The organism is Roseobacter sp. CCS2 (assembly GCF_000169435.1).
Taxonomy (GTDB): Bacteria; Pseudomonadota; Alphaproteobacteria; order Rhodobacterales; family Rhodobacteraceae; genus Yoonia.
The window spans coordinates 695,944-715,342 of record NZ_AAYB01000002.1; the positions used below are offsets into that span (position 1 = coordinate 695,944).

Genomic DNA, 19,399 nt, shown 5'->3' on the forward strand with positions numbered 1-19,399 from the left:
TATTAATCCGCGACCTGTTCGCCCCAAACAAATCGCCCGGTCGTCGCGTCGATGTCATGGACAGGGTCAGCAAGCATGAAAGATGATAGTTCAGCAAACCCTTCCAGAACAAAGTCACCTTCGCCAAGCATGGTCGCGGCGACCATATCAATATCTTCGACGATCCCTTCTTGATCTTCGGCAAGACTAATCACGCCAAGAACCTGCATCTTCGTCATGACTTCGCTCACCTCTTTGGCGATGTTCTTGTCGCGTTCGGCCAAAGTGTTGAGCAATGTCATCGGGCAAATGCGAGTGCTGAGCGCCCGAAAAAGATCTGCGACTTTTTCAGCGGCCTCATAGTATTTGCCGTCGCGTTGATCGAGGAAAATGAAGTCAGAGTCGAAGGACTCGATAACAAAGTCTTTGCTGTTGATTGAATAAGAAGGCATCGTTACAAACCTTAGTTAAAGTTAGGGTTTCATCACATCATATCTAAAAGGCACACAAGACATAGCGCCTAAATAAGCGGCGAGGGCAGTGTTTCTGATAAGGCTTTGATCTGCAAGAGGTTTCATTGGTAAATATGCCGCTGTCAGATGAAGTATTTTCAATGCCCAAAGAGTTGAAGCAAATCCTGCATGGGGCCAAAAGCGGTGTTATACCATGTCGGCGGCTATCACATCTTGTCCACGCAGCGACCAATAAGACCGACGCTCTGGATGAGTGGAACGCCTATGCTTACGAAAGCCGGTACACATTCCCCGACGCCGGAGAGATAAGACTTTTCCCGATTGTCGCCTATCACCTCGGCGACCAGCTGCATCAGGCGGACAATCAGAGTTGGTTCAACCTCAGCACAGATTGTGATGAGACGCACAGCACGAAACTAAGAGAAGCGCAGACCTCTGTTGAGGTATTGCTACACGATGCGGGAATTCCATTCATGTGGACCAAGGGTACGGCACTCGCGAATGAACTATATCCAAAGCATCATTTGCGACCGTCCAGCGACCTTGATGCATTGGTCCCTTGGGAAAGCCTTGCCGCATTGGAAGATTTGGCTGCAAAACGTGGTTGGACGTATAAGTTGGGGCAGGGGGTTGTGGCGCGGAATGCGCGCTATCACGGAAGCGAGATGAGTTGGGAAATCGACGGCGGCATTCACCTCGATGTGTGCTGGATGCCGCGTTTGCCATTTACCTTCGATCCCTTAGCAATGAACTGGATATTTGAGCAGGGGGGCAGCCAAGACACAAGTTACGCAAACCCGACTTGGCTTTTGCTAGAAGCGTTTGAGCACGGATTATGTGCGAATGTTGTTTCTCCAATTCGGTGGGTGGTGGACGCCCTTTGGTTGATCAATCAGCGCGGCGCCGAAATTGACTGGCAAATGTTTTTTACCTTAACCGAAAGGTACCAGCTGCATTGTTTTAGCAAGATAGGGTTGGCAATCCTTGATGCTTTTACCGATAAGATTCCCAAAGATGTTGTCCGCGCTATTGAGGCAATGCCAGTATCCGCGTTGCAACGTGACGAGTGCCTTATGCGTGTCGCCACGCCCAGCAATGCTACTGAGTACTTTGCAAGTTTGAAGTACAATCGTGCCCTTCGGGCGCCCAAAGCTATTTACGCTACAAAGATAACATCGCCCCTCGCAAGACATGCAGGTCTTTCCTGGCGCCTTCGGGGCAAGATCGGGTTTAGAAATCTGCATGCGCGCTTGATCTGGCCAGTTTCCAGACATTTCAACTAAGCGCGGCACTGCGGCCCAAATGCGTGGGCATCGCAGTCGCGATCATCTAACCGACGGCAGCCAAAAAGAACAAGAAGACGCTCAAGTTGATTCCGAAAAGGGAGAAGGCTTTGGCGCAATTTGTCAATCTGTCAGCCAATCAGCGTAAGCTTCAACGTCTACCTTCCACGGCGTGGCCGTACACGTGCAGTTCAACGCGGAAGAATTGGCGGTGATTCAAGAACGCAATCTGGCAGGCGACATCATTTTGGAGCGAGGGTACCCGGCGGATATGTCGGACATGGCAATAGAAAAGCATGCCAGCCGTGGCCTTGGGCGTAGGTTGCTCACCGCAGCCGTCAGCGGGGCCGATGCTAACAACTTTGATCTCACAGTGAACAAACTGATGAAAGGCCCAGATCTCTATCACTTCGCTAAACCAGTGGAAGCCAAGGAGTATGAGGAGGTGCTCAAAGCTGGACTTGTCACGCTTAAAGACTGGATTGTGGGCAATGTCGAGGTTGAAAAGGAAACCGCGAGCTTTGAGCTCTAATGGATGAGTTTGCTGAACTGTTTGGCAATCTCATTGGCCTCGTCATCATCTTTATGATGGTGGCGGTGGCAATTATGTTTATTGGGATGGTTGTAGCTCCGATCGCGCTCATTGGCGGTGGAGGCTTGTATTACGCATATAATATTTACTTGCCGGAGAAACTTCGCCGGGAGGCCAGAGAGCGGACCGAAGCGCTATACAAGCGGGCCCAGGCACTCTCACCGTCACATGATGATCTGATTATGGCTCTGCTGGATGTTGGTATTGACAGCATCGCGTTGCACCGCATTGCCAAAACTCTGTACATGCAGGAAGGTTTGCAGCCGCCAATACTGCCGCCTGTTGGGGACGAAACGGTATGGCAGCGAGGCAGGCGTCAGTGATCGAAAACCGGATGATGTTAGTGAGGAAGATGATGCGTCCGGCGATGTGGTGTCCAAGGACGATGAGACGGTGCAAAACGCAAGTGCCGAGAGTACATCGGACGACTCCGTTGGTGAGGATATGAAGCCCCCAAAGGTTGAGGTGATCTGAACCCTCGGTGCTGACGATGGTTTTTTTGCTTAAGGACTGATCTGTCGATCCACAATCAATTCGTTTCCAACTTGACATGGATCAAGGAAACGTATCGGATGCTTATGCAACTTGCGGTAGCTGTCGCAGGCTAATTGATTACATTTCTGGGGATTAAATTTGTACGATTTCGGTGCTCCCAAAAGAGCAACACTTTATTCAATATTTGTCTTTTCTGGATTAGCCAGTTCTACGGTAGGGGCTAAGCTAATCTCAGTATTTAGAGGCTGTGATGTTTGCCTGGAAATGATTGAATTTTCCGCTGGCTTTGTCATTGTCGGCCAGACCACCTTTACCTATGATGATGGCACTGCGGGCGATGTAACCCTGATTGCCGAGGCGGATGGTCACCGGATTGAGTACGTTGACACATTTGCCCCGAATGGCGAAGTAATGAAGGCTAAACGTCCTTCTGGTTTGGCTCCATCGTTAAGCGTTATGATAGTTTCGCCTTTGTGTAGTTGCATTGCACGGGTATCGCAATCTCTTGTCTTTCGTGACCTATTTAGGAAGAATTCTCATGTCTAAGATTCAATTACTTTGGAGCTTAGCAGGCAAATACCCTGTCAGGTTTTTGATTGGATACTTCGTCGTATACTTTATTGTGGCATTACCAGTTCTCTTGGTCGACGCAAACAAGTCCGAATTTTTTAACTGGTCTGTCTTGCAGGCAATTGTGGCGACTCCATTTCTTATAGTAAGTCTGGCAATTTTTTTTGCTTTTAGGTCTCTACTATTACTGGTCGGATTTGATATCGACCGTTTTCTAAACCAAACTAGGAAGTAAACTGATATGGCTCGAGGTTCGACGGCATCTGACGGAACATCTGTTCATCTTTGGCAAGGCGATTTGACCAATCAAATCAGCGGGAGCATTGATGCCACGATCGAAGATTTACCAGCAAGCCTGATGGGAATTAACCAAGGTGATTTTACAGTTGCAGGTGGTGCGATAAAATTGGGACCTCTTCGCGGTCATCTTAGAGGTGGCTATGATGAGGACTCGGTTAACATTTCAGCTGGTCTCGGCCTTGGACTTTTTGGCGAAACGGTTATTGCTATCCACAATCCACTCGAGTCTGGCATTACTGGAATCATCGCCTTTGAGGATACCAATCTCGGTGCGGGAGTTGGACTAGGAGGAAGTGCCGAACTTTTTGGGCTTAAATTTGGTGGCGAAGTAATTGCTGAAGTCTCGACAGCGGACGGTGCACACGCACTGGCAAGCGTAAGTCCCATCTGGACAACAATTTCGGGAGAACTGAAACATGATCTTTGGCAACAGCCCGTACCGGACCCTGCTGGTGGATCAGGCACTGTTGCCCAATCGCCGGGAAGTGCACGACTTCCCGGCTATGGCGGGCGATTTGATGACGGACGAGGCTTGCGTGCAGGCGACGAGCTAAATGCACTTGATGTGATGGCCGAAACTGGTCAGCTTACTAACTCAGTTAATGAGCTGACGAGTCCTGCGGCCCAGCACCGAGCGCCAGGAACCCCTCCCTATAGTTTTGGTGACGGCGACCCGACCAACGACAACGACTGGCGACTGTCCCCCAACGATCCGCGGCACTCGAGTAACAATCCTACAAACACCGGGCCGGGTGGCATCGGCCCCATTTGGGGCGGCGATAATGACGATGACGATCCGTTTTCACCATCTGGCAGCAGTGGCTCCGGGAGCACTGGCGGCGGCTTCATTGGCCCACCCGCGCCACCGACCGGGTCTTCTTCCGGCGGAGGCAGCAGCCCAGACGTATCGGGCCCTAATTCACCAATTGACCCATCTGGTGGAACTGGGAATGGCACTGGTGGTTCCGGCGGCAACGCGCCGCCTGTAGAGGATTATGACAAGCCGGGACCATTTCCCATTCTCTTCGACCTGACCGGCGACGGCATTCAGATCACCGAACTCTCCAACTCCTCCATCTACATGGATGCCACGGGCGACGGCCTGCAGAACCGCACGGCCTGGGCGGGTGCTGGCGATGCGGTGTTGTTTTATGACATCAACGGTGACGGGAAAATTACCGAGGCCCGTCAGTATATCTTTACCGAGTGGGACCCCACGGCGAACTCGGATTTTGAGGCGCTGGCCTCGGTCTTTGATAGCAATGGTGACGGTGTCTTTGACGCCAATGATGATGCCTGGCTCGACTTCAAACTGATGGTGACGCAGGACGATGGCTCTTTGGTGGCCAAAACCTTTGCGGAGCTTGGCATCACCTCGATTGATCTGACGGTTGATACGACCAATATCGAGCTGCCCGATGGCTCTGTCATTACCGGCCAGACCACCTTTACCTATGATGATGGCTCGACGGGCACCGCGGGTGATGTGACGCTGATTGCGGAGGCGAATGGCCACCGTATTGAGCAGGTTGAGACATTCGCGCCGGATGGCCAGCGCTCCGAGGTGACGACGGGCTATAACGCGGATGGCTCTATCGCTTTTGAGAACACAACTGTTGTGTCGGCAGATGGTACCCAGACATCGAACACCTATGACGACAATGGCGACGGCGTCGTGGATCGCTTGCAGACGATCACCATCGTGACCAACCCGGATGCCTCCACAACCAAGACGGTCACGAACAGTCTGGGCGCCACTGTGGCTACAGCCATTCTGTTGAACCAGACCGTGACGACGACCAGCGCTGATGGGAACACGGTCACGATTGAACGCGACTCGACCGGCGGTGGTTGGTTTGATCAGATAGAAGTGCGGACGACGGCCACCGATGGCAGCATGACGATTGTCACAACGGATGTTGGCAAGGACGGCACCACGATCCGCAGCGTTGATGAGGCTGTGTCCGCTGATGGGCTGACCCGCACGGAAGCTATCGACAATGATGGTGATGGCATTGCGGACATTACTATGACCCATGTGATTGTTGTCAATGCCGATGGCAGCCGCGCGGAGACAACGACGGTGACCAATCCTGACGGTTCGGTTCGCTCTGTTGTGACAGAGACGGTCAGTGCGGACGGCCAGACCAAAACCATCGCAAGCGATGTTGATGGCGATGGCAGCGTTGATACGGTCGAGGACACGGATATCACAACGTCGGCGAGCGGCACGACCTCGACCATCGATGTGACCAATAGTGACGGGTCTGCGCGGACCTCGACGACGGTCACGCAGTCGGATGACGCGCTAACAAGCACGACGGTTTTGGATTTGGACGGTGATGGAATCGTTGATGTGACCACGGTTGAAGACACCGTGATCAATCCGGATGACAGTCGCAAGACAACGGTGTCTGTGACCAATGCTGATGGAAGCGTGCGCAGCTTGCGAGAGGTCACGCTTGGCGCGGATAAAGTTAGCTCAGAAACACATATCGACCTCAACCAGAACGGTCTTTTTGAAGCAACGGATCTTGTCCGTTCTGTGGGCGTTGATGCGGCCACCGGAGATCGTAGCGCAACGACCTGGGACCGCAACGCGGATGGGTCGATCAACAGTGTAACGACGTCAGTGACCAGTGCTGACGGTTTACTGCGCACTACAACCATCGACGCTGATGGTGACAGTGATGCCGACGGTGACGGCGTGGTGGATACACCGGCAGCCTTTGATACCAAGATCATCGATCAGACCGTCGTGAATGGATCAGGCGAAGCCGTCCGCACGGTCACGACGACCAATCAGGATGGGACAACACGCTCCGTTACTGAATCCAAGGCCAGTGCCGATGGTCTCAAGACCACGACGACCATTGATACAAACGGTGATGGTGTCGCGGATGGTAAATCAGTTACTACAGTAGAAACTCTTAAAACCATCACCTATTATACATCGACCGATGGTTCTTACTCTGTAGAGTCTGATGCAGGCATTCTACAAACAGAAACCGCATTCGCAGGCGATGGTGTTACAGTTCTTTCCCAAAGCGTTTCAAAGCAAAGTGCTGACCGTCGGGAAACCACCACGACGGTTGATGCGAACGGCGACGGTGCAACCGATAGGATCATTGCCTCCAAACAGGCGCTGGACGGCTCCCGCATTGTTGAGGAAACCAGCGTCCACGCGGATGGCACGATGGCCAGCCAGCAGACTAGCTTTGTCAGTGCAGATGAGCTTGAGACAACGGCGGAAACAGATGCTGACGGTGATGGTGTCGCGGAAACCAAATCAAGCTCCGTCACGACCTTGGACAGTGATGGAGGTCGCACGACAACAGCACAATTGCGCAACAACGATGACAGCTTACGGAGCCAGTCGATCACCAACATAAGTGGCGATGGTCTGACAGTCACGACACAGAGTGATGCGGATGGTAACGGTGTCTTTGAAGCCAGCGGGTCTTCTGTGACCTCATTACTCGCAGACGGAACTACATCAACCCTTGCGCAAAGCAAGGCTGCAAATGGTGATCTGCTGTCGCAGAGCCTGACGGAAACCAGTGATGATGGATTGGTGGTCACACAGGCGACAGATGCGGATGGCAATGGCATCTATGATCTGATCAGCGAGACGACAACAACGCTGGAGGCGGATGGCGGCACCACAATGGTGAACGAGGTGCGTGACGCGACTGGTGCTTTGCGGAGTGGTTCTACCACGACAGCCTCGGACAACGCTCGTAAGGTGACACGGTCGGTCGATACCAATGGGGACGGCAATGCCGATCAGATCAGCGCGACCATTGAGGCGGATGATGGCACTGTAACGTCGACCACGTCGCAGGTGGCAGCCGATGGCATGCTTCAATCGTCTTCTGAGACGGCTATCAGTGCCAATGGTCTCAGTACAAGCAGGACGGAAGATCGGGATGGTGATGGTACTGCCGATCTGATCATGACGGAAGAGACGACGCTGAATGGAGATGGCTCCCTGACCGAGATCATGTCGGACCGCGATAGGGATGGTGATGTTTACAGCACCTCAACGGTGACGACGAGCGACGACGGGCGCACTGTAACCCGGATCAATGATTATGATGCAGATGGCGTCGTTGATATGACGGTCGTTTCAGAAACCGATTTATCTGCATCCGGCGTTCAAACACAGACGACCACACGGACAGCAGCGGACGGCAGCACAATTGGTGTTCTGCAAGTTGAAACCAGCGCAGATGGGCGCATGATCACCAGCAACAATGACGTTGACGGTAACGGTTTTGATGATGTGCGCATGACGCAGACCATTGGTGACAATGGTGCGACAACCACAGCGACAGAATTCCTCTCTTCTGGCGGCGTTGTTGAAAGCACTTATGAGGTCACGATCAGTGGTGATGGGCGGACCATGACACGCCTGACAGATCGCAATGCGGATGGCGAGATTGATCTGCGCACCGTTGAGACAACCGCAGTCGGTGTTGATGGCACCGTAAACCAAACTGTGGAACATCGCGGCCCGCATCATGTGCTGGAGGGGCGCGAGGCGTATGTGATCAGCGATGACGGGATGGTCTCGCAATCCTTCCTTGATCTGGATGGCGATGATGTCTTCGACTTCATTACGGAAGTGGAGATGGAGTATGCTGACAATGGCGATGTCATCCAAACGCAGGTGACCCGAGACATTACAGCTAATGCCTTGTCTGAGATCACGACTGTTACTAGTGGTGATGGTCTCAATACAAGCATCATAGCCGATTACTCTGGTAACGGCAGCGTGGATCGGGTGACAACTGTTGAGCGTGGTGCTGACGGTGGTTTTGCCAGTACTGAACAGCAGTATGGCGCGGGCTATGACTTGCAGCAGACCGCAACGCAAGTGGTCAGTGCCGATGGGCGTCACAGCACACAGACACTTGACCGTGATGGCGATGGCTTTGTCGATCAGCGCGTCGAGGCGACCATCGATCTGAGCGGCAATACGACGACGACCTATGCGGATGTCGAGATCAACGGCTTCGTGAGCAGTGAGGTCACCATGACCGAAGCCGCTAACGGCACGAGCTCAGTCTTCTCGATCGATGTCGATGGTGATGGCGCGGTTGATATCACCCGCAGCACTGAGACGTCATACGACGACGATGGCGCAATGGTCTCGACCTTAACCGAGAGTTTTGGTGCCGGAACGATTGGCTATCAACAGACGACCATAAGCGCAGCCGACGGGTTGTCCTACACGATGACTTTTGATGCCGACGGTGATGGCGACATTGATGGGAGGACATCCTCCGTCACAACACTGCACAGCGATGGCAGCCGCAGCACCCAAACAGAAACCACCTATGCTGACGGAGAGTTGCATTCCAGCGTCTCGGAAACGGTGAGCGCGGATGGACGCACAACGACCCGTGAGTTGGACTATGATGGCAACAGGATTGCGGACAGAATCTCCGAGACAACGATTGCCGCTGATGGATCAACCGTTGATGTCACCAGTTCATTTGATGTGGTGGGCCACCGGGGCAATACGTTTATCACCACCACCAGCGCGGATGGGCTGACCACGACCGTTTTGCGTCAGGGCAATGTGCAGACGACAACCCGGTCCGTCCTAGATAATGGCAGCTATGAATGGGATAATGGCATTGCTGAAGGTAGCCATGGGCAAACCAAAACATCCCATAGCTTTGATGCGCTTGGCATTGAAACCTGGAGCGTGACGTCCACGACCGGAACAAGCACCACAACCACGGAAGTACGTCTTGATGCGGCAGCCAAACAGCAATTGTTGGATGAAGCCGCACAAATCTACGATACCGTGCTGGATCGCGGGTTGGATACCATTGAGCTGGAAACGCTAATCGAGCACATGAACGATGGCCAGCTTGATCAGGCAGCGCTTGTCACCGAGCTGATCGCTTCCGGCGAATTCAGCACGCGTTATGGCGATACAACCACCGGTACGATGACCAACGCAGAGTTTGTCACGCAGATGTACCTGAACAGTTTTGGCCGTGCGCCGAGTATGACCGAGCTTGCACAGGATATGAATGGCCTAAAGTCTGGCGTATATACGCGCGAAGATATTGCGCTGGAGCTTGCGGTCTCAGCCGAGCATCTGGTGGTCGGCAATCAGCACATGCGGACCAATAACTTTGACGTAATCATGAACCCCGCCGTGTTTGAGCGGAGTTTGGACAGAGCTGATGTTGAATCCGTCATAAAGGACATCTTTGATGTGCTCTATGACCGTGATGCAACCGTGCAGGAAGTTTCGTATTTCTCCGAACGGTTGCTAACCGGAACTGACAGTGCAAGCGATGTTGTCGACCAAATGCTGTCTTGGAGTGACCGTCTGATCCAAGATGTGCCTGCCAATAGTCTGAAAGGACTTTCGGGTTCAGCATTGGTTGAACAGGGATATCAAAACGCGGCGGGCCGCGCGCCATCAGCTCAAGAATTACAAATCTGGGAGAGCCTGCTGTCTGCTGATGCCATCACAAACGGACAGTTCATCGCATCCCTAGCCCAGAGCACAGAAAACCAGTTGGATGGCTACAACCATACGGCGACAAATCTGCCAACTGTGACAGAAACAACTGGCTCTACGGGTGACGACACGATCACCGGAGTATCCGGACAAGATAAAATCCTTGGTTTGGCAGGCGACGATACGCTTTGGGGCAAAGAAGGCAGTGATACCATTGTCGGCGGAACTGGGGACGATACCGTTGGTGGCTATCATGGTTCTGACATCTACCTTTGGAAAAAGGGCGACGGAAACGACTCTATTGAGGATAACGGCACTTCGCTCATCCATATGGATCGGCTGGTGTTTGAGGATGTTGCATCCGATGGCGTCACGCTGACAAATGCACCCGGCAGCCTCAACCTCGTCATTACGATTGTCGAGACTAGCGAGCAAATCACCGTCAAGCGGCAGTATGAATCCGAAACAGACGGCTACGGCTTGGAAAGCATTGCGTTCAGCGATGGTGTGATCTGGGGCTTAGAGGACATTTTTAACCACGCAACCGAAACTGGCACGGCAGGCAGCGACACTCTTTTTGGAGACAATGGCGCAAATAACAACCACATCTATGGACTTGCTGGTGACGATACAATTGATGCTAAGGCTGGTGATGATACTTTGGTGGGCGGCACTGGCAATGACACACTCAAAGGTGGTGCAGGTGATGATACCTACGTCTGGTCCATTGGTGATGGTAACGATATTATTAATGAGCTTTCGAACGATGGTCCGGATCGGGACTCTGACGTTGATACCTTGATTTTAAAGGGGATCAGCCTAAACGACATAAATCTGCAAAGCTGGCACTATAAAAACGAGGTCAAAGACGACCTTATAATTTGGACGGATGATTGGTCGGATGACAAATTTATAAGGGTTTGGGATCAGTTTGGTGCATCAGGCGAAGGGATCGAACTGCTAGTTCTTGATGATATAGTGCTGAACCGTCAGGACATAATTGATCTCACTAGTATGGCGGGAACAGAAAGCAGCGATACCATTACAGGACTGGGCAGCGATAATACTCTAAGGGGTTATGACGGCAATGACATTCTTAAAGGAGGTTACGGCGATGACGTTCTAATTGGCGATTCTGGGAACGATCATCTCGAAGGCGGTTCCGGCAGCGACACTTATATCTGGTCGCGAGGCCATGGCAACGATACTATTGACGAAGAGGGTCAATCGGATAGGACTCAAACTGATCGCCTCATTTTGACAGATGTGAACTCCGCTGAAGTTGAACTTACTCGGAAAAATACGTTCAACGATGAACACCGTAACGATCTTAGGCTGAGTGTTAACGGTGAAGAACAAATCTCTGTTTGGGACCAGTTTAAAACGAATGGTGAAGGACTTGAGTACGTCGAATTTGCGGATGGCGTGGTTTGGGACAGGGAAGACATTCTGAGCCGTACACGGCTTGAGGGTACAAATGACAACGACACTGGTATCGCCGAGATCAACGGATCCCGTGTGCGCGACAACCTTTATGGATTGCTTGGAAATGATGTTCTGGATGCTGGGTCAGGCGACGACTGGCTCTACGGCGGCAAAGATAACGACACACTTTACGGCGACAGTGGCAACGACACTTATATCTACGAAGAAGGTGACGGTAATGATCTGATCATCGATACCAGTGCAACAGATGCAGAGACCGATACTCTTCTGTTAAGCGACATTGCTTCTACTGGAGCCGATCTTAGTAAAGTGAGCGATGACCTGATCGTGACAATCACTGCTACCAATGAAACGATCACGGTACGAGATCGTTTTGATGTCGGACAAACTGGAGATGGCGACGGTGTCGAATTTGTTCGATTCAGCGATGGGGTCTTTGTTGAGGTGTTGGGCGGCGCATTGGCCGAAGTCATCACGACGGGAACCGAAGCGGCAAACACACTGCATGGGTGGGGCCTTGAGGATACGCTGATTGGTCTGGGCGGGAATGACACGCTCGAAGGGCATGGTGGAGATGACCTGCTTATTGGCGGCTCTGGCGGCGATATTATGCGAGGCGGAGCCGGGAACGACACCTACGAATGGTTGGCAGGCGATGGCAATGACAGCATTCGCGACAATGAAAGCAATACATCTGAAATTGACCGATTGATCCTGACCGATATCTCATCGGATGACGTGAAACTAAGACGTCAAGAAGGCAGTGCTCATCTTGAGATCACAATACTCAGCACTGGCGAAATGATTGAGATCCAAAATCGTTACAGCGACTCAAACAACGGTCGTGGTATTGAAATCATCGAGTTTGATGACGGCGTGGTGTGGACGCTTGATGAAATTAGAGGTGCTACTGTCGTAGAAGATCTGAACGAGAGTGGCTTGGTCGACGGCACTGCATATGATGACAACATTTATGGACTGACCGGAAACGATACGATCAACGGCAGCGCTGGCGATGACACGTTAGTTGGTGGTGATGGAAATGACACGCTCAAAGGCGGTAGCGGCAATGACACCTACGTCTGGTCAGTTGGCGACGATAGTGATATTATTCTTGAAAACAAAAGCGATGAAACCGATGTGTTGCTATTTCAGGATGTTGGTTCGGACTCTATTACACTCAAAAGAATGTCACACGGAGATGATCTATTTGTCATTCGCGAAACTGGTCAGCAAAACGAACAATCAACATTCGGGTCATTTCTTTACGAATACTATGATGGAAATCCCGGCTCTGCACGCAGCGTAGCTGACGCTAATGCAGATGGAAGTGGAATTACATTTTCGACACGTCCAGCAGATATCAAGAAAAATCATAGTGGAAGCTATGATAACTATGGTTTGAGGCTGGCGAGCGTTGTTGAAGTTACAACAGCTGGTTATTATACATTTACCAGCGGTTCAGACGATGGGTCAGTACTTTGGATCGACGGCACAGAATTGATTGATAATGATGGGGCCCACAAATACAGAGAACGATCAGGGTCAGTATACTTAGAGCAGGGCCAACACACCATTCAGGTAAATTACTTTGAGCGTACGTCTTCGAGCACTCTCAATGTATTTGTCCAAGGCCCGGATACGGCCGATCAACGCGTCAATATCCTGCAAAGTGGTATTCTCGGTGTTGCCGCAGATGCAGCGCACCTCCTTGATCAGTCGAATTTCACAGATGTTGACCAGCGGTTTGATCTGTTAGAGGTCAAAAATCAGTTTGCGTCCTTGGATGAGGGATCTGGATTGGAGAGTATCGTATTTGCGGACGGTGAAATCTGGACAACCGATGACATTATTCAAAACGCAAAGACAACCGGTGACGCGTCAGCCAACAATCTTTATGGGAGTATTTCTCATGATAACATCTATGGTTTGGGTGGAGACGATACAATTGAAGGCAGGGCTGGAAATGACCATCTGTATGGTGGTGATGGCGACGACACATTGAAAGGCGGTGATGGCGACGATAGCCTATTTGGCGGTGATGGCGATGATGTATTGGAAGGTGGAAACGGCGATGATCTGCTGTTTGGCGGTGCGGGCGACGACCTATTAACCGGCAGCGGCTATGCGGACTCGTTTGATGGTGGCGAAGGGGTCGATACTGTCGATTTCAGCTACTCTAGTGAGGACAATGTCATTGATCTTAGCTCGGGCCGGATCGACTGGCCATCTACCGGTGGCTTTGAGCTAATCGTTAACGTTGAGAACATTATTGGATCATCTGGTGCAAACACCATTGTCGGGTCGGCGGATGACAATAGACTAGAAGGGCGCGGTGGCGTTGACGCGATCTTTGGCGGTTCCGGCGAAGACAACTTATTTGGTGGGAGTGGCGATGACGTTCTGAGCGGCGGTAGTGACCGCGATCACATTTGGGGGGGCGCTGGTTCAGACCGGATAGACAGCGGCTCAGGTAATGACACGATGCGCGGCGACTCTGGCTCCAACGACGCGGACGTATTTGTCTTCAGAGAGGAGCAAGGCCATGATTACATCACCGATTTTCAGGACGGGTTGGATATGATTGAGTTTGAGGCCGTATCCTTCACTTACGACGATCTGATGATTTTTGATGGTACGACCGGCGCTATTGTGCAATGGGCCGGAGACATGACGGTAACCATTGCAGGCATTGCCGCGAGTCAGCTTACAGAAAGTGACTTTGTCTTTGTATAGAGCATACAAAAGCCACCCTACTGAGGGTGGCTTTGATACCGTAACGGGCGACTTTATCCCATCGCAGCAGCCAATCGTGTCGGCGGCTCTTTGATCACCGCATCGGCCAATGCCAGTGCTTCAAACAACACCATACTACGTGGTTCAAAATCAAAGATGCGACGGCGTTGGCGCGGTAAATATCCTTCAATTTCTGGGTACTCCATGGCCAAGGCCTGCGCCTCTTCATACTTGGAGGGAAAGCCACGTGGCCGTTGTACCGACACATCCAGCACTGAATTATGGCTGGCAAGCTCTGCAATGGCTTGTATCAGCGCCTTAGTACGCTGTCCCTTGCGGCACCCGGTGGTACGCTTTTCGGTCACGACCACATCAGGCTTCAGCTCATTGATCAGCTCTTGCACGAAGCCAACCAGATCATTGGCCGAACGGGTGGCTTTGAGGGTGATGCCCCAGTCTTGCAGGCGACCGCCAGAGAGATACACGTAGCCCACCTTGCCTGAGGCCACCGCAACCGCTAGCACACTAAGCGCAGTCATGGTGTATGGGGTTAGACAGACGCTCATGCAGGGCTTTGAGCGATGATTGGCGATTAAACGTATGGGCAGTTTCACGGGTCTGCGGTCGCAAATGCTTCAATCGGCGTTTAAGCCGCCTGATGCAATCTTCCATCACCTCTGCAAAGAAGGCCTCAAATGACCGCCCATAGATCAGCGATAGGGTAATAATTTGGTCAAGCGTGGGACGTTGTGATCCGCTTTCTAAATCTGAGACCACTGACTGGTGGTCACAAAGCAGGGCGGCAACATCCGCTTGGGTATAACCCGCCTTTCTGCGCGCAAGACGCAGATCAGCGGAGAATTGGGTTCTCATAGACTATTACTTATTGATTAAACGTTTAGAGCTTCAGTCTATGGTGAGAGACAACGACATCCTAGCAGGCAGGATATCATGGTGGATGATACGGTGAGTGCTTTCCATGAAGGAGACGCACATTGCATTGATATGCGACGTTCCGGGACCGGAACATCTGGCGTGTTCCGGCAACAAACGCACATAGCAACCCAAAGTGAAAGTGTTTATCCTTACATTACTATCTGATCGGCTGTGCAGCAGGTGCGACTGATGCTGTACAACAGAGGGATAAGCGGCTGAACCACCCCATGCTGTCTACGTTTTGACGGAAATATCAGTGTGGGCTTTCAGCCCAGAACGGTTGCACGACAAAAACACGGGCAAGGCTAGGAGCAAAATTGATGAATGATCGCGTTGCAAGCAAAATGACCCTTGCAGCAAGACGAACGAGTGTCGGCTTTGAAGCGATTGTGTATTCATTAAAAGCATGAGGTGAGCGGAATACAAATTTCCGCGGTTGCTGCTACAAACAGATCATAGAGGAACATCGCGAACACAACATAGCCGAAAGCATTGATGTAACGCTGTCGCACTGAGGCCGGTTGATACTCTTCTATACTTGGAGATCTCCCTCCGGCATTGTACGCGTCGATCAGTGGACTTAAGCTCATAGTCGCTCTAACGCGCAATCCTTGATAAACAAGGATCGCTAAACCGAGGGAAAAAACGCGTAAATTAAAGTCTTGTCCTCCCATTACTACGAGCCAAACGGTTGATGTATCCTGAACACCTTCCAATTTTTGCAAGCCGCTTATGAAACCAAGAAATGATATCTTAAAGATAAGCGGACCAAAATACAGAAACCCCAATACAATATTTAGGAATTGTGTTACTCCAGTATAGGCTCTCATCAAGCGCTGCCACGTGTTAGGTCTCATTTCAAAGTTGGCTTGAGAAACAAAGTTAGCGTCAAATTCTAGAGAACAATTTTCGTCTAGAAATGCTCTTTTGAAATCTGCGTTGGTGACAACGGAGCCATCTCGAAATGAGGTATTGTAAAACTTGGTGTCAGTAAAATTGCAGCCTTCAACACTTGAACCATCATCAAAAATTACGTCTCTGAATATGCTACCTGAAAAATCAACTTTGGAAAGATTCGACCCGCTGCCAAAGCGCAGATTAGAAAACGTTCCATTCTTCATGTTTACATTTGAAGCATCCAAGGATGCTATTTCGATGTGGGTTGTTTGGTCTTCAGTGAGCTCCACGAGTTTTATGCCGGAAAAATTTGCCCTTCCATTCTGAAGACCAGTCTTCAGAATATCTATCGATTCAACACGCTGATCTTCATCAATTTCACCATAGCGTGTCCTTAATCTCCGAAGCTGCTGTGCATCACGCTCTCTTTTATTTTGACGAAGTTGCTCACGCTCCTTTTCGTTCTCCGCTGTGATCAGTGCATCTAGCCGCTCCGCTTCAATCCGCATTTCCTCGTCAAATTTTTGAAGTTCCAAATCATTTCGAGGCGTTCTTCCACGGTGCATTAAGAACCGCTTACGCCGGTTCTTCTCAAGGATCACCTCAGGTTGCTGATCAGGGCGCGTAGGGTTCAACATATTTATAGATTAAGGTCTGGTTTTATCTGAGGCAAGGAAAGTCCGGTTTTGCGACTTGTAAAAGAACCGAAGGTAATCAAAAGCAGCCATTGGAGCGGTCGCGGCGAAGGCTAACTTTGCCCGTTGTTCCAAAATCTGTCTAAAAAACACCACTCCCATCAGGAGCGGCGTTTTTCAAAAGAACTTGAGCTGTTTGCTGTCTTCAAGATAGGCCAGCCAATTTTTCGACTGCGCTGCCTCATCTAGCAGTGCCACAACGAATGCTTCAATCTCTGCGTCATCTGCAAACGCCGCTTGCGGCACAAAGATCGACCGATAGCCCGTTGTTGTGATGGGCAGCCGTTGATCACAGCGCAACTCAATATGCCAATGACCAGAACCCAGCCAGTTCGTCTGATGGCTGACCGCAATTGTGCGATCAGCCCAGACAAGCGTGAAGGTCTCATATTCCTCCGCCATACTTAGTATTCACTGGCGAGCATGATGGTCAGCACGCGGTGGGTAAGTGCATCATTGGCTGGATTCTCTGATCCTTGTTCAAGCGATGGATCATAATAATCCAGCTTCCAGAACACTTTCTGACCGTCGATCTCTACCGCGCCAAAGTCATGTTCACCCCAAGGATCATTATCCTCAGAGAAGTCACTGAAGGTCCGCACGGCGTATATTGTGGCCAAGATAAAAGCTTGACCAGCCTCTTGAACGCCTTGGGTGAGCGTGACGGTGCCGTTGCCAAGACCCTTGGTGCGGAACCGATCATTGAGGGCCCGTACGCGCCGGTTTTGCAACGCTTGGCTCGGCACCCAATCGAGTTTGGTTGTGCCCTGACATTGATGACAATGCGCAGCATCAAAGACATGTTCCAGCTCCCAGAGGCCACTCATGCGGTTGAAGCAAGCCCAAGCATCTCTAACGACATGCTCGGAGGCGCAGGTTCGGCATATTGGCACAGAGTTGATGGCTTCTGGCGCGGCTGTTTGTGTGGTTTCCATGAGTATCACCTTTCAATCAGGCGGGTCCAAGCGGGATTGCTCAGGCGCGCCTGGTCGAAGGATGAAACCGGAAAGGAACTGATCTGGGTCTAATGATGCTTGATCGTCTCTTGCATACAAAGCAGTCACTATATCACGGGTGGTGATAATCGGCCTGCTATCGCAAAATGGATGCAGCGCCGACAATCTAGGCATGTATACCAAACACCAAGCCGTCCTCGGGCTCGCTTATCAACGCTATAAGTCACCCCAACCCTTTGCCATCATGGCCACTGACCGGTTGCAGCATTTGTATATTATCGGCCAGACGGGGACCGGCAAATCTACCTTGCTTCTCAACCTCACACAGCAAGACGCAAGGCAAGGCACGGGGTTTTGTTTGATTGATCCTCATGGCGATCTGGCCGAAGCACTGCGCCGTGACCTCATTGTTCCGCATCATTATTGGGACGTCAGCGATCCTGACTGTCCGCTGGGATATAATCCGCTCTCGAAAGTCTCAGCCATCCATCGGCCACTGGTTGCATCTGGTCTCATTGAGACCCTCAAAAAGCAATGGCCAGATGCTTGGGGTGCGCGTATGGAGCATATCTTGCGCTTTGCCTTGCTCGCACTGCTTGAGACGCAAGATGCCGATCTGCGCGATGTGCTGCGCCTGCTCACATACAAAGGGTATCGGCGGCAAGTGGTTGATCAGATTACCGACGAACAGGTGCGGTTTTTCTGGAAAACTGAGTTCCCATCATTGAACTACCAAGGCAGCGCTGACGGGATCACGCCAATTGCCAATAAGCTGGGTGGGTTTCTGGCGCAGCCAGCTGTCCGCACAGCGCTATGTGAACCAAAGCAACCGCTGCGGTTTCGAGGCATCATGGATACCGGGCAGATCCTTGTGGTGAACTTGGCCAAAGGTCGTCTGGGGTCTGATATCACCAACATCTTAGGCGGGCTCATCACATCATCACTGATGCATGCTGCAACAACCCGGCATGGCCTGCCAGAAGCCGCCAGACGGCCGTTTTTTCTCTACGTTGATGAGTTTCCTAATCTCACCACCAAAAGCTTTGCAGGCATGCTCTCGGAGGCACGGAAGTATCGCTTGGGGCTGGTGTTGGCGCATCAGCACCTCTCCCAGACGGACAATGATGTATCAGACGCGATTTTTGGAAACGTAGGCAACTTGATGGCATTCCGCGTTGGTCCGAAAGACGCACCGATCATCCAGCGTGTAATGCAACCCTTCACCACCCATGATCTGCAAAACCAGCCCAACCATCGCGCCGCCGTGCAGGTGATGCGCCATGGAGAGCGGCTGGCACCGTTTTCAGCCTCGATGTATCCACCATATCAGGCTGGGTGATGCGGTGGGTGCTAGGTCAGACTCTTCTTTGTCATAAAATATGAATATGCAACGATTTGATCCATTTGCGCCGCATATGTCTGAAGAAGCCTTCGAAGAGTATTTGCGTGTCTGTCATGAGATTTATCTGGAGATGCTGCAAAGCGGCGTTTGGCCATGGCCCGACGATTCGCCAAATTCCGAGGATTTGTTAGAGTCGGAAGATACCTAGC

Annotated in this window: 13 protein-coding genes; 7 read left to right on the forward strand and 6 right to left on the reverse strand. The window is 51.5% G+C overall.

Annotated features, from left to right (window positions below; translation table 11 throughout):
- Positions 1–2 precede the first annotated feature (2 nt).
- Positions 3–431, reverse strand: a complete 429-nt coding sequence (locus RCCS2_RS10165; RefSeq protein ID WP_008233908.1) for a hypothetical protein — start codon at positions 429–431, stop codon at positions 3–5.
- Between the two features lie 134 nt (positions 432–565).
- On the opposite strand from RCCS2_RS10165, the gene RCCS2_RS10170 reads away from it, so the two are divergent.
- The 5 genes from RCCS2_RS10170 to RCCS2_RS10190 all read left to right on the forward strand — a co-directional run bounded on the left by RCCS2_RS10170 (position 566) and on the right by RCCS2_RS10190 (position 14,364).
- A complete protein-coding gene (locus RCCS2_RS10170; RefSeq protein WP_008233910.1) occupies positions 566–1,735 on the forward strand; it encodes a nucleotidyltransferase family protein in 1,170 nt (389 codons plus the stop codon).
- A gap of 184 nt (positions 1,736–1,919) precedes the next feature.
- A complete protein-coding gene (locus RCCS2_RS10175) occupies positions 1,920–2,267 on the forward strand; it encodes a hypothetical protein (RefSeq protein WP_156788496.1) in 348 nt (115 codons plus the stop codon).
- Positions 2,267–2,650 (forward strand): hypothetical protein, encoded by a 384-nt coding sequence (locus RCCS2_RS10180; protein WP_008233914.1) that lies wholly within the window; start codon positions 2,267–2,269, stop codon positions 2,648–2,650. The genes RCCS2_RS10175 and RCCS2_RS10180 overlap by 1 nt, the downstream gene beginning before the upstream one ends.
- A 310-nt stretch (positions 2,651–2,960) precedes the next feature.
- Positions 2,961–3,368, forward strand: coding sequence for a hypothetical protein (locus RCCS2_RS18375; RefSeq protein ID WP_156788498.1), 408 nt, complete (start codon positions 2,961–2,963; stop codon positions 3,366–3,368).
- Between the two features lie 265 nt (positions 3,369–3,633).
- Positions 3,634–14,364 carry a calcium-binding protein gene (locus RCCS2_RS10190; protein WP_008233922.1) on the forward strand — a complete coding sequence of 3,577 codons (10,731 nt, stop codon included), beginning with the start codon at positions 3,634–3,636 and terminating at the stop codon, positions 14,362–14,364.
- Between the two features lie 53 nt (positions 14,365–14,417).
- Here RCCS2_RS10190 and RCCS2_RS10195 read toward each other — a convergent pair whose 3' ends face one another.
- The 5 genes from RCCS2_RS10195 to RCCS2_RS10215 all read right to left on the reverse strand — a co-directional run bounded on the left by RCCS2_RS10195 (position 14,418) and on the right by RCCS2_RS10215 (position 17,719).
- Positions 14,418–14,903, reverse strand: a complete 486-nt coding sequence (locus RCCS2_RS10195) for a hypothetical protein (protein WP_008233923.1) — start codon at positions 14,901–14,903, stop codon at positions 14,418–14,420.
- The gene (locus tag RCCS2_RS10200; RefSeq protein WP_008233925.1) at positions 14,890–15,237 is read right to left on the reverse strand and encodes a helix-turn-helix transcriptional regulator; all 348 of its coding nucleotides are present in this window, start codon (positions 15,235–15,237) and stop codon (positions 14,890–14,892) included. The genes RCCS2_RS10195 and RCCS2_RS10200 overlap by 14 nt, the downstream gene beginning before the upstream one ends.
- A gap of 461 nt (positions 15,238–15,698) precedes the next feature.
- Positions 15,699–16,835 (reverse strand): hypothetical protein, encoded by a 1,137-nt coding sequence (locus RCCS2_RS10205; protein WP_008233927.1) that lies wholly within the window; start codon positions 16,833–16,835, stop codon positions 15,699–15,701.
- Positions 16,836–17,009: 174 nt separating this feature from the next.
- Positions 17,010–17,294, reverse strand: a complete 285-nt coding sequence (locus tag RCCS2_RS10210) for a hypothetical protein (protein WP_008233930.1) — start codon at positions 17,292–17,294, stop codon at positions 17,010–17,012.
- A 2-nt stretch (positions 17,295–17,296) separates the two neighbouring features.
- A complete protein-coding gene (locus RCCS2_RS10215; RefSeq protein WP_008233931.1) occupies positions 17,297–17,719 on the reverse strand; it encodes a DUF3768 domain-containing protein in 423 nt (140 codons plus the stop codon).
- A gap of 301 nt (positions 17,720–18,020) precedes the next feature.
- Here RCCS2_RS10215 and RCCS2_RS10220 point away from each other — a divergent pair, with 301 nt between their 5' ends.
- Both RCCS2_RS10220 and RCCS2_RS18775 read left to right on the forward strand, forming a co-directional pair.
- Positions 18,021–19,187 carry a type IV secretory system conjugative DNA transfer family protein gene (locus RCCS2_RS10220; protein ID WP_008233932.1) on the forward strand — a complete coding sequence of 389 codons (1,167 nt, stop codon included), beginning with the start codon at positions 18,021–18,023 and terminating at the stop codon, positions 19,185–19,187.
- A 76-nt stretch (positions 19,188–19,263) separates the two neighbouring features.
- Complete coding sequence (locus RCCS2_RS18775) at positions 19,264–19,398, forward strand: hypothetical protein (protein ID WP_269571774.1); 135 nt, start codon at positions 19,264–19,266, stop codon at positions 19,396–19,398.
- Position 19,399: the final 1 nt, after the last annotated feature.